The sequence below is a fragment of the Apilactobacillus apinorum genome, assembly GCF_001281175.1.
GTDB lineage: Bacteria > Bacillota > Bacilli > Lactobacillales > Lactobacillaceae > Apilactobacillus > Apilactobacillus apinorum.
Genome location: NZ_KQ440396.1, coordinates 589,343 through 605,426 on the forward strand (window position 1 = coordinate 589,343; position 16,084 = coordinate 605,426).

Sequence of the window (16,084 nt, forward strand, 5' to 3'; positions counted from 1 at the left end):
TAGTCCTCGCGACTATTATTATTTGTTTGAACGGCTATGTTTGACACCATAACCGAAGTAAATTGCTAAACCAATTGCAAACCAGATGGCCGCAGTAACCCAAGTATCTAATGGTAATTGCAATAGTAAGTAGATACATGCAATCACTGAAACGATTGGCAAGAATGGGTATAGCGGAACTTTGAATCCATCGTTTTTAATATCTTTACGACGACGAAGGAAAATAACTCCGATTGACATAAAGGTAAATGCAATCAACGTTCCAATGTTAACTAAACTAGCTAACTTATCTAATGAGAACAATCCACCCATTGCAGCAATGACGATTGTTACAAAGATAATGCTGTGCTTGGGCACATTGCGTTTATCATCAATTTTGCTTAAACCTTTTGGTAATAAGCCATCACGTCCAATTGAATAAATCAAACGTGAACTACTGAAAATCATGTTTACCATCATAGTAAACATTCCGGCCAGTGCACCTACTGAAATTAACATTCCTAATTTGTCCAAGTGAATCAATTGAAGTGCAAATGTCACTGGGTCTGAAACATTTAAATCTTTATAGGAAACAATTCCTGTTAGAACTACTGATACTAAGATGTACAAGATTGTACATACTACCAAACTACCAATTATTCCAATAGGCATTGTTCTTTTAGGATTTTTTACTTCACCTGCTGAGGCTGCAATAACATCAAAACCTAAATATGCAAAGAATACTAAGGATGCTCCATGGAACACTCCACTTACACCAAAAGGCATAAATGGATTCCAGTTCGATGGTTTAACGAAGAATGCTCCTGCAACCACAAACACGATGATAATCGCAATTTTCACAAGTACCATTATATCATTAAGTTTAGCGGATGATTGAACACCTCTTGTTAAAATCCAAGAAATCAAAACAACAACTAAGATTGCGATGATGTTAACATATGTTCCATGACTTGGATCATAATTAGCAGAAAGTGCTTTTGGTATATGAATACCAAAGTTTGCTAAGAACGATTGTAAGTATGCCGACCATCCTGTCGAAACAGTTGCCACTGAAAGCATATATTCAAGAACTAGTCCCCATCCGATAATCCATCCTGTAATTTCACCAAAGATGATATTACCAAATGTGTATGCACTTCCGGCAACTGGCAATGCTGAAGAGAATTCAGCATAACACATTGCACAAAGTGAACATACAATCGTTGCGATGATAAACGAAACAATAATTCCAGGACCAGCGGTAGTTGCAGCCACAGTACCAGGAAGAATAAAAATTCCAGCACCAATAACAGCTCCAATTCCCATCATAGTTAAATCTTTAGTTCCGATAGTTCTTTCAAGGTTCTTGTCCCTATCAATGAATTTAGCCAACGATGTCTTACGATTCACCTTAGACAGTATATTCATAAAAATCCCCCTATCATATGAGCAATAAAAAAATCGCACTAGTTCTAACCAGTGCGATTTTATGATAGCACCAGAAAGAATAACTGTTACCAGCTATTTTTCTAGTGCTTCGAAGTTTTCATAGTGAAATAATTTCTCCTCGATACTATACTAAATAGCTAGTTCAAAATTAAAGAAGAAATTATTATTATCTTGTTGTAATGTCAATTTATAACAAGTCACCATGATGAGACCTCCGTTTTTTATCTGTTCATTTATTTGTAATTATCTTACCGAATAAATCGACATAATGCAAGCTTTTTTTATTTATTGCTTAATGCTCTTTGCTTTAACTCCGCGTTTAACGACTCTAAACGTTTATTAAGAATTAATTGGACCTGTTCGTTTTTTCTAATATTATCGTTGGTTCTTTTAATTAATTCCTCAATTTCGGTGTTAGTATATCCAGACATTTGTTTTTGCATAATGTAAGTATCTTGATATGCACTACTTACAATATCGTACCCACGACGACCTAATTCAAACAATCCACCCGCTGCATTTTGCAAACTAGGTTTCATACTGAAATGATCAATGTGTAGCATTAGTTCGCGACTCAAAGTATTGTTCCAAAAGCTAATTAATGAACCCGCAAAGAAAGCTGTAAAAATAGTCATAAATCCAAATGGTCCTGCAACGACGACTGCGGCTACCATGAATAAAATATCCTGTGCACTTCTAATCTTTTGGTACTTAATGTGGGTCTTATTTGCAATGATTGGCGCAATTGCATCATATGGAGACACCCCTAACTTTGTGGACATGTAAATTGAAGTCCCAAGTGTAAACACTAAAATACCCACGATAGCATCGAAGATCATCATTGGAACACTAATTGCTTTAGGAAAAAACATTGTATAAATCGAACTGAAATATTCAATTTCGAATCCTACTAAAACCATATTGAAAATAGTCCCAATTCCAATTTGTTTTCGATCAAAAATTAAAACAATAATGAATAACACTAGGTTGGCCAATAGTTGGAATAATCCTAGTGAAATACCTAATTTATTAGACATCCCTATGTTCATCGCTGTAAATGGATCAATCCCCACTTTTCCAGAGCGCATAAATGCAGCTCCTAATGCGATAAGCGAAACTCCCACTAACGACATTACTGCACGTAAGAAAAAATCTAGCGGTTTATTGATTACGTTTTTTGAATTGTCATAAGAAATATTTTCCATTGTTTTAACCTTCTTATCTAAAAAATGAATACGCTTACATTATATACCTTTCAACGTTTTTAGCAAATAAAAAAACTATGGAATTTTATCCATAGCTTTCATGTTTTATTCTTGTTTATCTTGTTTTGAGTCAGTACTTGGTTCAGGATAAGTTAATTTGATTAATGCTGATATCAACATTGGAATAGTGAATACTAGAATAATCAAACCAACAATCACACCAATAGCAACTTGAATAAGTGTTAACACTCCTGATGGCATTAATGCTGCAAAAGTACCACCTAGAATAATGGCTGCTGAAATAACAACAGTTCCGATTACAGATGATGCATGTTCAATTTGCTTAGCTGGTGTGCTATCAACCTTGCCAAATTCACGATACTTCATCATTAGGAAAATACTGTAATCAACACCTAATGCAATTAACATCACAAATGTGAAGAATGGTGTATTCCATGTAAGTGTCTTTTGTCCTAAGAATGCTGCACTAATTAGCTTAGTGATACTTAATGAAGTTACGTAAGCAATAATTAGAGTTCCTAGAATGTAGAATGGTTGTAATACTGATCTAGTGATAATCATTAAAGCAATCATAATTCCGACTACCATGATAACGGCAGTTCTAAAGAAGTCGGAACTAGCAATATGGTGAGTGTCAGAAGTAGTAGAAGTTTGACCACCAATAGCGACTTGACTACCATCTAAAGTAGTTCCTTTAATGTTATCTTGAATTTGAGTTTGTAGCTTATCAACTTGATTCATAGCTGCTTCTGAGTTAGGGTCTTTATCTAAGACAACAGTAATCTTAGCAACTTTCTTGTCAGATGATAAGTAGTTAGCAACTGATTGTTTGAATGTCTTACTCTTTAAGACACTAGCTGGAATATAGAATTGGTCTGCTGCCTTAGAATTAGTTAATTGAGCTAAGTAATCATTAGCAGTTCCCATTCCTTTATCAATCTTATCCAAACCTTCGCTAGCCTTCTTTAGCTTAGTTTGAGTTTCCTTCAATTGAGTTGCTAGAGCTTGGGTATTGTTACCAATTCCTTGAGTATTAGAAGCAATTGCTTGAAGTTGTGATTGTAATTGTGTCATAACACTTTGTTGTTTTGCTGATGATTGTTGTAGCAATGCACCAACAATTTGTAATTGTGTTTGGCTCAATGGTTGCTTTGCTGCAACCATTTGTTTTTGTAATTGTTCTAACACTTGCTTACCGTTAGAACTACTTGTTGAACTACTAATTGATTGGATGTTTCTTAAGTATTGACCAATGTTAGTAGCTGAAGTAGCGATATCTTGTAATGGTGTAGTGTTAAATGATGAACCTTTAGCACCGCTATTAATTTGTTTTAGTCCTTTGTTAGCGGTCTTCATCTTCGCATTTAAAGTTGATAATTGATCACTAACATATAGTTGGTTAATTGGCATTCCACTTGGTTGAGTTACAGATGCAACTGTCTTAATGCCCTTTTGCTTACTTAGTTGTTGTGATAAACGGTCGATTTCATTCAACGCTTTTTCATTATCTAACTTATGGTCAGACTTAATGTAAATAGTTGATGGTTCTGCTGTTCCTTTTGAGAAGTGCTTTTGAACAGTTAATAGACCTTGTTTAGCCGGAACACTGTTTTGTAGTTCGACACCATTATCATAGTTCAACTTATTCTTGTATGAAGCCATGAATGGAACTGTTACCAATAGAACTAATACAATTGCTGGGATTGCGAACTTACCTGACTTATTAGATAAGAAACTCCAGAATTTGTTTTCACCTTCACCAGCGAAGTTTTTGGATGGCCAGAAAATATGTTTACCCATTGTAGCCATGAAAAATGGATTTAGAGTAACTAGTACTACTAATAGTACCGCAACACCAACCGCAACTCCGACTGCAGATTGGTAAATTGAGAACTTGGCTAATGCCAAGGTTGCAAAACCAATTAGAACTGAAGTCCCAGAGTATAGAATAGTCTTTCCTGCCACTTTTCTAGCATCAATAGTAGCTTGAATCTTGTCTTTTCCACGACTAAGTTCTTCTTTGAATTGGTTATATAACAAGATGTTGTAATCAGTTCCAATTCCGAATAATACCACGACCATAAATACTCTTGTAAAGTTAGATAGTGGGAAACCGAATGCTTGTACTAGATTCATTACAATACTTAGTGAAACGATGAATGAAACACCAACAGTTAATAGTGAAACAAGTGGAACGATTGGTGATCTAAAGACAATGATTAATACGATTAAAATAAATACCGCTGCAATCACTTCAGTTTTTTGAATTCCCTTTTCTGTAGAAACTCTAAAATCATCATTTAAAATGTCACCACCAGTAACATATGTCTTCACACCAGTAGTCTTAGCTGCTTTTTGTAAATCTGTGTTTACTGATTGAATTGAACGAGACTTAGTAACATGAACTTGGACTAGTTCAGTAGTCTTATCTTTTGAAATTAATTGCTTCTTAGTGGCGTCATTATCCATTGGTGCGGTAATGCCTTTAACGCCATATTTATCCTTGTTATCCTTAATTTTTTGGATAGTATCATTAATTTTAGTTTGTTGTTCAGCTGTAATCTTTTGATTACCATTGTTAAACACGATGACTGCGTCAGTGGTATTACCAATCCCATGACCCCAGTTATCTTGAATTTTTTGTGCAATTTGACTTTGTGAATTTGATGGAATCTTAGTTTGTCCTTTTTGTGCTACCAGATTAGACATGTTTGGTAGGAAAACAACACTTAAGATAACAACAACTAGCCATGCAATTAAGCTGCCTGTATATTTTTTAATAAATTTTGGCATCAAAATATCCCCCTATTTCTTGATGTAAACTAATTCGTTTGGTGAAATGTGTTGTGTTAGCTTAATAATTTTCGCGATTTCTTCTGGTGATTCTAAATCTTCTTTACTCATCCAGTAAACCACGATACTCATTAGTCGATCCAAAATAATTTCCATAATATAGTCCCTTGGTATATTGGGATTAAACTCAATATCATCAGATGAGGCATGAAATGATTCTTTGATGAGGTTTCTAAACATCTCTTTGATTTTATCAATCAGATAAGGATCTCCATCTGGACTTAATAAAGCAGAGAGTAACTTAGAATTTTGGTAAAAATAATCTAGTGTTTTAATTAATAATTCAGAAGGAACTTCAGAATCTGCATTTGAATGAACACTCAATTCTTCAGGAATAACATTATTTAGAACTTGTTGAATTTCATCCATTAGTTGCGCTTCAATTTTATTTAACAAATCGAATTTATCTAAGTAATGAATGTAAAAAGTTCCTCGACCAATTCCTGCTGCGCGCGTTAAATCAGTGACGTTCAAATTATTAAAACCTTTTTCATGAATCAATTGAATCAAAGCATCAGTAATTTGTGCTTTGGTTTGAATTGTTCGACGATCTTGTTTAACCATAATAATCCCCCTCAAAAAATCATTTCCTCTTAGAAATTAACTCCATTATAAAAACAACGTATTAAAAAGTCAACACGTTGTTCATTATCTTTTTTTATTTTATTCATTTCGACTGCCTAAAGCGAGGATAAAGACAGTACTTAAGACTAATAATCCACCAATAACTTCGGCTCCATTAAAGGATGTATTTAGAAATACAATCGCCCCAATCGTTGCTGACAGTGGTTCAAACGTATCTAACATCCCTGCTACCGTAGGTGAAATAAAGCGCAAACTATTGATGAAACAGATAAATGACATCATCGTTCCAAATAAGACGATAAAAGTAACCCCTAAAAATGTTCCTAATGTCATTTTAGGTACATCCACCCAAAACGGATGAACGATTGTAAATAATATTCCACCAATTAGCATTGCCCAACCAACAACTACCAATGAACTAAATTTCTTTAATAGGTTCACCGGTAGCATGGTTTGGATAGATCCTGCTAACGCTAATAATAATCCGGCGGTTAAAGCTGGTGTTGAAATCGCTAATTGAGTTAATTGTCCCTTAGTCACCAATAGCCAAGTTCCAATTAATGCGACTAACACGGCTGTTGCTTCATATTTATTAGGTAATTGATGATAAAAAATCGCTGTAAAAATAACGATTAATACAGTTCCTAAACTTTGTAGCACTGTTGCTGTACCGGCATTACTTAAATTAACTGTGACCAAGTATAGGTACTGAACAGCAGCTAACCCAAAAATGGCATATGCGATGAATACACCGATGTTTTTTGGTTGTTTCCATAATGTCATTACCGGTTCTTTTTTGAAAAACTTGGTAAATAACAGAATTAAGATTCCAGAAATTCCCATCTTAATTCCCATCAACCATTCTGGTGATAAGTGATTATCTTGAAATAAAAATTGTGATACTGGTCCTTGAATTCCCCATAGAATAGCACCTGTGATTGCTAAAGTAGCCCCCAACAGTTTCTCTTGTAATCTCATGCGCTTATTTTCCAAATCGATTCTCCATTCCGCATAGTTATTATCTCCATTATAGGACAAAACAAAAAGCGTTGTCATTAGACAACGCCTTTTTTATTAGTCTTTATAATTTTTAGGAGAATCATCCCATTGGTCAACTGTATCTGTCATTTGACCAGTAGTATGCCATTCAAAATCTGGGTACCATAGACTACGCTTAGCTTGATCTAGTGCATCAATGGCTTGAATGTCTTGATCTGATAATTCAAAATCAAAAATATCTGAATTTTGAATGATTCTTTCTTCATGAGATGACTTAGGAATTGTGACAACCCCTTTTTGCCAATCCCAACGAAGAATTACTTGAGCTACTGATTTGTTGTACTTATCAGCAATTTGTTTAATGGTTGGATTGTTTAGTGCTTCCCCACCACCGAGTGGTGACCAAGCTTCCAATTGAATTCCAGCATGGCTGTTAAAAGCCATAATGTCTTTTTCTTGGTTGATTGGATTAAATTCCATTTGGTTAACCGCTGGAACAATTTCACAGTGGTTAAGTAAATCTTGTAAACGGTCGTTATCAAAGTTAGATACACCAATTGCTCTTACTTTACCTTGGTGATATAACTTTTCCATTGCTTTCCAAGTGTCTAAATATTTACCATCAACTGGCCAATGCATTAGATACAAGTCAATGTATGTTAAATCAAGTCTCTTTAGAGTTCCATTTAATGCGTCTAAAGTACTTTGATAACCTTGATCTCCATTGAAAACTTTAGTAGTAATAAATAAATCTTTACGGTTTTTACCTGTCGCTGCTAAACCTTCTTTGATTCCTTCACCCACACCAGCTTCGTTACCATATTGCTTAGCAGTATCAATTAAATGGTAACCTTTGATGATAGATTCTTTTACTGATTCTTTTGCACTTGTGTTATTAGTTTTCCAAACACCTAAACCTAAACGAGGCATTTCAACACCGTTGTTTAAAGTGGTAGTTTGAACCAGTCCTTCTAATCTGTTCATAGAAAATTCAGCCTCCTATATCTTTAATTCATATCTATGGTAAAACTGAATTAACTATTTTTCAAGAATATAGAAGTGATTCTTATACGATTTTAATCTTCGAACCCATGAGGGTGCTGTTGAGTCCACTTCCATGCACTAGCAATAATATCTTCCACATTATCGTGTTCTGGTTGCCATCCTAAAACTTCACGTGCTTTGGTAGAATCTGCAACCAATGTACTTGGATCTCCTGCTCTTCTAGGTGCGTCGACGGCAGGAATTTCTTTTCCCGTCACTTTACGAGCTGTTTCTAGCATTTCACGGTTGGAGAATCCAGTGGATGAACCTAAATTAAAGGCATCTGAGTATCCACCATCTAATAATCGTTGTAGAGCTAAAATATGAGCGTCTGCTAAGTCCATTACATGAACATAGTCTCTGACATTAGTTCCGTCTTTAGTAGGGTAATCAGTCCCAAAAATTTGTAATTGATCACGGGTTCCTTGAGCAACTTGTAAAATGATTGGGATTAAATGAGTTTCTGGGCCATGGTCTTCACCAATGCTACCATCCATGATTGCACCACCGACGTTGAAGTAACGTAGTGCAGTATATTTAATGCCGTATGCAACGTCTGCCCATTTCATCATTTTTTCCATCATTAACTTACTTTCACCGTAAGGGTTAGTAGGTACTTGTGAATCGGTTTCCTTAACCGGAATACTTTCTGGTTCACCATAAGTAGCTGCAGTTGATGAAAAGATAATATTGTTAACATCGTGATCATGCATCGCTTCTAGTAAAGTGATCATTCCACCAGTATTATTATCAAAGTATTTAAGTGGTTTTTCCATTGATTCTGGAACAATTGAGTTCGCAGCAAAATGAATTACTCCGTCAATATTTTCTTTACTAAAAACTTTATCTAAAAATTCGCGGTCGCGAATATCACCTTGGTAAAATATTGCTTTGGTATTAACACTGTGACGGTGGCCAGTAGCTAAACTATCTACGACAACCACTTCAAAACCTTTTTCAATTAATCTTTCAACTGTGTGAGAACCAATGTATCCGGCTCCTCCAGGTACTAAAATAGCCATATTATTTCTCCTTTAGTATATCTAATACATATATTATCTAACAGCTACCTTAAAGTTTCAATAAAACCCAAAATTGACATTTTTATTTATGTAAACAAAAAAGCTATGGAAATTCCATAGCTTTTTAATATTAATTAGTCGTTTTCGTATTTCTTGAATACAAGAACTGCGTTGTGACCACCGAAACCAAATGAGTTTGAGATTTCGTAATTAACTGGTGACTTCTTGTTGTCTTCGTTAACTAGTTCAACTTCAACTTCTGGGTCGATGTTCTTAACACCATAGTTAACAGGCATTTGTTGGCGTTGTAATGCACCAACCATGATAACTGCTTCAAGAGAACCAGCGGCACCTAGAGCATGACCAGTCATACCCTTAGTACTACTTACCTTGATGTGATCGTTATCCGCGAATACCTTCTTGATTGCTTGTGATTCAGCTGAATCGTTAGCATGAGTACTTGTTCCGTGAGCGTTAACGTAGTCAACGTCCTTAGGGTCAACGTTAGCATCTTTAAGAGCTAACTTCATAGCATCAACAGCACCTGAACCGTCAGGTCTTGGAGCAGTTAAGTGGTACGCATCTGAGTTAGTACCGTAACCTACGATTTCACCTAAGATGTTAGCACCACGTGCTTTGGCGTGTTCTAGTTCTTCAAGAACTAAAGTACCGGCACCTTCACCCATAACGAATCCATTTCTATCCTTATCGAATGGAATTGAACCGCCTTCAACAGTTTCTGAAGTTGAAAGAGCTGAAAGAGCAGCGAAACCTGCGATACCTAGTTCGTTAACTGAAGCTTCTGAACCACCAGTAATCATCATTTTAGCTTTACCAAAACGAATGTAATCAAATGCATCACCAATAGCGTTAGTACCTGATGAACAAGCAGTAACGATAGCTTGAGAAGTGTTTCTAGCATTTAAGTTAATTGAAATGTTACCAGCAGCCATGTTAATGATTGAGTTAGGAACGAAGAATGGAGATACACGACCTGGACCCTTCTTTGACATCTTGATTGCTTGTTCTTGGATAGTTGTTAAACCACCAATACCTGAACCATAGATTACACCTAATTCATCTGGATCGAAGTTTCCTTCTTTTAGTCCAGCTTGTTCCATAGCTTCGTAAGCTGAGTATAAAGCGTAACGTGAAAAGTCATCCATACGTTTTGAGACTTTCTTGTCGATACGTTCTAGTGGATCAAAGTCTTTAACTTCACCGGCTAGTGAAACACCAGTTTCACTTGGATCAAACTTAGTGATTGGTCCGATACCAGTCTTTGAAGCAAAGATATTATCTAAAAATGTATTTGCGTCGTTACCTAATGGACTAACGGCACCAATACCTGTAATAACTACACGCTTTGTCATAGAGTTATCCTCCTTATTTACGTTTAACGTCTGGAACGATAAATGTTAGTTGAGCTGAACAAGCTTTCTTGTCGCCAACGTAAGCAGTACAGTCAACTTGTCCCATGTTCTTCTTTTGTTTACCCATAGTAACTTCGAATCTTACAACGTCACCTGGTTTAACCATCTTTCTAAATTTAGCACCCTTAATTTCACCTAAGTAAGCAGTCTTATCTTTGTATTGTTCACTCTTTAGAATTAAGATTGATGCAGTTTGTGCCATAGTTTCAATAATTAAAACACCAGGCATAACTGGGTTTCCAGGGAAGTGACCTTGGAAATAGTTTTCGTTGATAGTAACGTTCTTAGTAGCTACGACTCTTTCGCCTGGTACTAGTTCGTCAACTCTATCAATGTATAAAATTGGGTATCTGTTTGGAATTAAATCCATAATTTCGGTTGTATTTAAAACACTCACGATAAGCACTCCTTATTTAAATTCAAAATTTAACAATTAAACTTTTTTATTAATCTGATTTATAATTTTAGTTTTAAAAATTATGATTAATCAGCACATCTAGTTTTCATATCTAGATATCCTAATCAACATCGTTCAGTTTAACAATATCGATACTAAGTTACAACGTAGAAGCACTCTTTTCATCTAAAAAAGATGAAAATTGCTGCTATAACAACGTTTTTAATTTATTGCTTTATGTGACATATGCGACTAAGTATATTCATTTAGTTTTAACTTGTAGCAAGCGATGATTTCATTCGTCTACTAATTGTCCCATCGACCCCGGAAAAATCATCTACTAAATTTACTAGTCATCATAAGTAGCTAAAGTTCCAACGTAACCATCTGCTACCTCAATATCGGTTAGTTTAATTTTACGGTCTAGTCTTGTTGCTGATTCTTTAGTATCAACATCAATATCCACACTTTTGACTTTACCAGATAAACCAGTTCCCACTAGTTTTAAAGCTGCTTCTTTAATTGTCCACAATTTCAAAGTTTCATCACCATCTTCTTCTGGAGATAATTGACTTAAATAATTTAATTCATTATCAGTGAAAGCTCTAGTGATACGTTTGTATGTGAACGGACGAAGCTTTTCAATATCAATTCCAACTTCTTGATCAGAAACCGCTAAGATAACTAAATCATAAGAATTGGAAATATTGTATTGGAATTGGTTACTCTTTAATGATGGCTTGCCATGCTTACCATAATTAAAAAGGTCGCCATGTAATAATTCATCGATGCTAATTCCCATATAATCCGCTAACATCAAGTTTCCCACGATAGCTTGGCGTTTATTGTATTTTGTAAAATCAACATCAGCCTTCTTGAAAATTTCTTGATATTTAGGATTTTGGATTGAATCAATAAAAATTTCTGTGTTATTAGGCAAGTAAATGAACACCCTTATCAGCGTAAATCAAGTCACCAGTAACACCTGATGATAGGTTACTCATTAAGAATGTAGCAACGTCACCAACTTGGTGAATATCAACAGCTTCGCCATCCACAGTTCTTGCTTCAGATTCTTTTAGTAGGTCACCGTGATTCTTAATACCAGTAACGGCAAGAGTCTTGATAGCACCTGCAGAGATAGCGTTAACACGGATTTTCTTAGGACCTAAGTCAGAAGCTAGGTATCTTACGTTAGCTTCTAGAGCAGCCTTAGCAACACCCATCATGTTGTATGAAGGAATAGCACGAGTTGAACCCATGTAAGTTAGAGTAGCAATACTACCTTGTGGGTTCATAACACGACTTGCGTAACGTGATACTGAAATTAGTGAGTAAGCTGAAACGTCTTGAGCTAAGTTGTAACCATCTTTCTTAACATCAATAACGCCACCTTCAAGAGTTTCTTTGTCAGCGTAAGCAATAGCATGAATAACACCATCGATGTTACCGAATTTAGCTTGAATGTCTTGGAAAGTCTTTTCAACGTTTGCATCTTCAGCAACGTCACATTCAATCATTTCAGTTCCTTCTGGAACTAATTTATCTAATTGACGTCTTAGTCTTTCGTTTTGGTAAGTAATGATGACTTTAGCACCATTATCCATTAGTGACTTAGCACATCCCCAGGCAATACTACGTTTGTTAGCAACACCCATAACAACAATTGTTTTTCCATCTAATAAGTTTGACATTTGATTTGACCTCCTAAATATACAAATCAATTAAATTACTTTAGTTGAATTTACGGTAACGTTCATGACGTTGTGCCAATAATTCTTCTTTAGGTAATTGTTTAAGTTCATTAATTTTTTCAATTAAAGCTTCTTTGAAGTTTTGCATTGATTTTGCATCTTTTACTTCAGGAATGATCTTATCAATGATTTCATTGTTTAATAATTCCTTAGGTGTAAGTTGCATTTGTTCAGCGGCTTGTGCTGCCTTACTTGAGTCTTTCCACAAGATTGTGGCATATCCTTCTGGAGATAATACAGAATAAATACTATCTTCAAAAGCCCAAACAGTATCACCAACAGCAAGTGCGATTGCACCACCACTTCCACCTTCACCAACGATAACACTGATGTATGGAACTGATAACTTAAGACCTTGTAAGATTGATTGAGCAATCATGTAACCTTGACCTTTGTATTCAGCATCCATACCAGGATAAGCACCTGGTGTGTTAATCAAGTTGATAATTGGGCGGTTAAACTTTTCCGCTTGTTTCATCAAACGTAAAGCTTTTCTGTATCCTGAAGGTTCAGCTGAACCAAAATGTCTTTCGATATTTTCGTCAGTATTATCACCTTTTTGGATACTAGTAATTGTAACGGCTTGACCACCGATAGTTCCGATCCCAGCGTAAACTGCTGGATCATCACTATAAGCACGGTCACCGTGCAATTCGATAAAATCATCAGTTATTCCAGCAACTAGGTCTTGGATACTAATTTTATCAGCACTTCTAGCCGCAAGAACACGATCGTATGCTTTAGTCATAATATCCCCCTAATTCCAAGCCAATAATCTGGCTAAAACTGATTTCATATCTTGACGCTTAACAATGGCATCTAAGAAACCATTTTTAAGCAATGTTTCTGCACGTTGGAAATCCTTTGGTGGACGTTGTTGAATGGTGTTTTCAATTACTCGACGACCAGCAAAACCAATTAATGTATGTGGTTCAGAGATATTAATATCTCCTTCCATCGCATAACTTGCTGTAACCCCACCAGTAGTAGGATCAGTTAATACTGAAATGTATAATAATCCTTTTTCTGCGTGGTCTGAAACAGCTTGTGATACTTTGGCCATTTGCATTAATGAGTGGATTCCTTCTTGCATTCTGGCACCACCAGAACAAGAAAAGACAACAACTGGAAGATTCTTTTCAGTTGCTTCTTCGAATAATAGCGCTAGTTTTTCACCAGTTGCGGTACCTAAACTTCCCATGATGAAACGAGAATCCATCACACCAAGTGCGAATTCAACATCACCGATTTTAGCAATCCCAGTTTGAACACTTTCATTTAAGTCAGTTAGTTCTTTTGATTTCGCTAATTTACCAGCATATTTTTCATCTTCTAAGAAACGTTTAGGAGCAGATACTTCACTGTTAATTGGTGTGAACTCATCAACAGTCATGTCGATTCGTTCTTTAGCACCTAATCTAAATCCGTATCCACAGTTAGGACATAACTTGTATGCGCCTAGCTTTTTGTTATAAAAGTTTTCTTCACAAACAGGACATTTAATAAATAAATGATCTGGAACCTTGTCCATTAGTGCTTGTAAATCTTTAGTTTCTTCTGATTTATTATTCTTCAACGTTTTTCAACCACTCTTTCAAGAATGATTTTTCAATGTATAGATTATTGAAATCTGAATCATTGAAATGTTTGTCTTGTAACAAATCGTTTAGGAATTGACGGTTAGTTTTAACTCCATCAACCTTAAATTCATTGATTACTCGTTTCATTTTTACGACTGATTGAGGTTTATCAGGCATATGTACAATGATTTTAGCAATCATTGAATCGTAGAAAGGAGAAATGGTGTCTCCAGATTCAACTCCAGAATCAATACGAACACCCTTAGTACCAAATGGAAAACTAACATTCTTTAATTTTCCTGGTGCTGGCAAGAAGCCATGAGCTGGGTCTTCAGCATTGATACGACATTCAATCGCATAGCTGTTAACTTGAACATCTTCTTGAGTAAATGGTAATTCTTCACCGGCTGCTACTTGGATTTGTGCTTTGATTAATTGAACTCCAGCAACTTCTTCAGTAACTGTATGTTCAACTTGTAATCTAGTGTTCATTTCCATGAAGTAGAAGTTATTAGTCTTTTCATCTAATAAGAACTCGAAAGTTCCAGTGTTTTCATAACCAATTTCCTTAGTAGCCTTAGCTACTAATTGACCTAAGTAGTCACGTTGATCTTGAGAAACTTCAATACATGGAGTTTCTTCAATAATTTTTTGGTGACCTCTTTGAAGTGAACAATCACGTTCAGGGAAGTACACAACATTTCCCTTTTGATCTGCAATCACTTGCATTTCGATGTGTTTAGCATCGCTTAAGTCTTTTTCCATATATAATGAATCGTCATCATATGAAATTCTTGCTTCACGCTTAGTAGTAGTAAAGATTTCTTTTAATGATTCAGGATCATCACATTCACGGATACCTTTTCCACCACCACCAGCGGCAGCTTTAAGCATGACAGGATAACCAATTTCATCAGCTAGCTTTAATGCTTCGTCCAAACTTTCGATGGATCCATCAGAACCAGGGATAGTTGGGACTCCACTATTCTTCATTGCAGCTTTAGCATGAGATTTGTTTCCCATTAAATCAATTACTTTTGAACTTGGTCCAATGAACTTAATTGAACATTTTTCGCAAAGTTCAGCAAATTCAGCATTTTCAGATAAAAATCCGTAACCGGGGTGAATAGCTTCACTGTTAGTTAAAATTGCAGCATCGATAACCGCAGCCATGTTTAAATATGATTCATTAGGTTGTGGTCCACCAATACATACTGATTCATCAGCTAATTTAACAAACATACTATCCTTGTCGGCAGTTGAATAAACGGCAACAGCTTTAATGTCCATCTCATGAAGTGCTCTTATGATTTGCACCGCGATTTCACCACGGTTGGCAATTAATACCTTTTTAAACATTTCACTCATCCTTTATGAACTTATTCAATTGCAAAGATTAAAGTACCTTCACAAATTACTTCGCCATCACGTGTAACTGTTCCATGACCTTCACCAATGTTTCTCTTTAGTTTTGTCATTTCAACAGCTAGTTCCAACTTGTCGCCGGGTCTAAAGCTGTCTTTGTATGTTGCTTCTTTGATACCACCAAAGAAAACATTTTTACCTTTGTATTCAGGCATTGAAAGCAATGCACAAACTCCAGTTTGCGCAAGCATTTCCATTGCGATAGGTCTTGGCATTCCAAATTCTAGATGTTGTTTTGAGAAGAACCATTCATTAACTGTTAAAAGCTTTTCAGCCTTAGCGCCAACTCCTGGGTTAACTTCAACAATTTTATCTAGCATTTGGAATGGAAATCTTTG

Annotated in this window: 15 protein-coding genes; all 15 read right to left on the minus strand. The window is 35.7% G+C overall.

The window, feature by feature from the left end; all coding sequences use genetic code 11:
• Positions 1-18 precede the first annotated feature (18 nt).
• The 15 genes from RZ74_RS05735 to RZ74_RS05805 all read right to left on the minus strand — a co-directional run bounded on the left by RZ74_RS05735 (position 19) and on the right by RZ74_RS05805 (position 16,066).
• On the minus strand, positions 19-1,407 hold the full coding sequence (locus RZ74_RS05735) for an amino acid permease (RefSeq protein ID WP_053950450.1): 1,389 nt from the start codon (positions 1,405-1,407) through the stop codon (positions 19-21).
• A 302-nt stretch (positions 1,408-1,709) separates the two neighbouring features.
• Positions 1,710-2,633 (minus strand): YczE/YyaS/YitT family protein, encoded by a 924-nt coding sequence (locus RZ74_RS05740; protein WP_053950451.1) that lies wholly within the window; start codon positions 2,631-2,633, stop codon positions 1,710-1,712.
• A gap of 105 nt (positions 2,634-2,738) precedes the next feature.
• Positions 2,739-5,447, minus strand: a complete 2,709-nt coding sequence (locus RZ74_RS05745) for an MMPL family transporter (RefSeq protein WP_053950452.1) — start codon at positions 5,445-5,447, stop codon at positions 2,739-2,741.
• A 12-nt stretch (positions 5,448-5,459) separates the two neighbouring features.
• The gene (locus tag RZ74_RS05750) at positions 5,460-6,071 is read right to left on the minus strand and encodes a TetR/AcrR family transcriptional regulator (RefSeq protein WP_053950453.1); all 612 of its coding nucleotides are present in this window, start codon (positions 6,069-6,071) and stop codon (positions 5,460-5,462) included.
• 99 nt (positions 6,072-6,170) lie between these two features.
• Positions 6,171-7,070 carry a DMT family transporter gene (locus RZ74_RS05755; protein WP_053950674.1) on the minus strand — a complete coding sequence of 300 codons (900 nt, stop codon included), beginning with the start codon at positions 7,068-7,070 and terminating at the stop codon, positions 6,171-6,173.
• A gap of 96 nt (positions 7,071-7,166) precedes the next feature.
• A complete protein-coding gene (locus tag RZ74_RS05760) occupies positions 7,167-8,075 on the minus strand; it encodes an aldo/keto reductase (RefSeq protein ID WP_053950454.1) in 909 nt (302 codons plus the stop codon).
• Positions 8,076-8,167: 92 nt separating this feature from the next.
• Positions 8,168-9,157, minus strand: a complete 990-nt coding sequence (gene galE, locus RZ74_RS05765) for a UDP-glucose 4-epimerase GalE (RefSeq protein WP_053950455.1) — start codon at positions 9,155-9,157, stop codon at positions 8,168-8,170.
• Positions 9,158-9,291: 134 nt separating this feature from the next.
• Entirely contained in the window at positions 9,292-10,530 is a 1,239-nt protein-coding gene (gene fabF, locus RZ74_RS05770) for a beta-ketoacyl-ACP synthase II (RefSeq protein WP_053950456.1), read from the minus strand.
• A gap of 13 nt (positions 10,531-10,543) precedes the next feature.
• Positions 10,544-10,987 carry a 3-hydroxyacyl-ACP dehydratase FabZ gene (gene fabZ, locus RZ74_RS05775; RefSeq protein ID WP_053950457.1) on the minus strand — a complete coding sequence of 148 codons (444 nt, stop codon included), beginning with the start codon at positions 10,985-10,987 and terminating at the stop codon, positions 10,544-10,546.
• Between the two features lie 349 nt (positions 10,988-11,336).
• Positions 11,337-11,927, minus strand: coding sequence for a 4'-phosphopantetheinyl transferase family protein (locus RZ74_RS05780; protein WP_053950458.1), 591 nt, complete (start codon positions 11,925-11,927; stop codon positions 11,337-11,339).
• A complete protein-coding gene (gene fabI / locus RZ74_RS05785) occupies positions 11,920-12,681 on the minus strand; it encodes an enoyl-ACP reductase FabI (RefSeq protein ID WP_053950459.1) in 762 nt (253 codons plus the stop codon). Before fabI ends, RZ74_RS05780 begins: the two co-directional genes overlap by 8 nt.
• A gap of 40 nt (positions 12,682-12,721) precedes the next feature.
• Entirely contained in the window at positions 12,722-13,489 is a 768-nt protein-coding gene (accA, locus tag RZ74_RS05790) for a carboxyltransferase subunit alpha (RefSeq protein ID WP_053950460.1), read from the minus strand.
• A 9-nt stretch (positions 13,490-13,498) separates the two neighbouring features.
• Entirely contained in the window at positions 13,499-14,317 is an 819-nt protein-coding gene (locus RZ74_RS05795) for an acetyl-CoA carboxylase carboxyltransferase subunit beta (protein ID WP_187291404.1), read from the minus strand.
• Positions 14,307-15,680 carry an acetyl-CoA carboxylase biotin carboxylase subunit gene (locus RZ74_RS05800; protein WP_053950461.1) on the minus strand — a complete coding sequence of 458 codons (1,374 nt, stop codon included), beginning with the start codon at positions 15,678-15,680 and terminating at the stop codon, positions 14,307-14,309. Before RZ74_RS05800 ends, RZ74_RS05795 begins: the two co-directional genes overlap by 11 nt.
• 20 nt (positions 15,681-15,700) lie before the next feature.
• Positions 15,701-16,066: a 3-hydroxyacyl-ACP dehydratase FabZ family protein gene (locus tag RZ74_RS05805; RefSeq protein ID WP_053950676.1), complete on the minus strand. Its 366-nt coding sequence runs from the start codon at positions 16,064-16,066 to the stop codon at positions 15,701-15,703.
• Positions 16,067-16,084 lie beyond the last annotated feature (18 nt).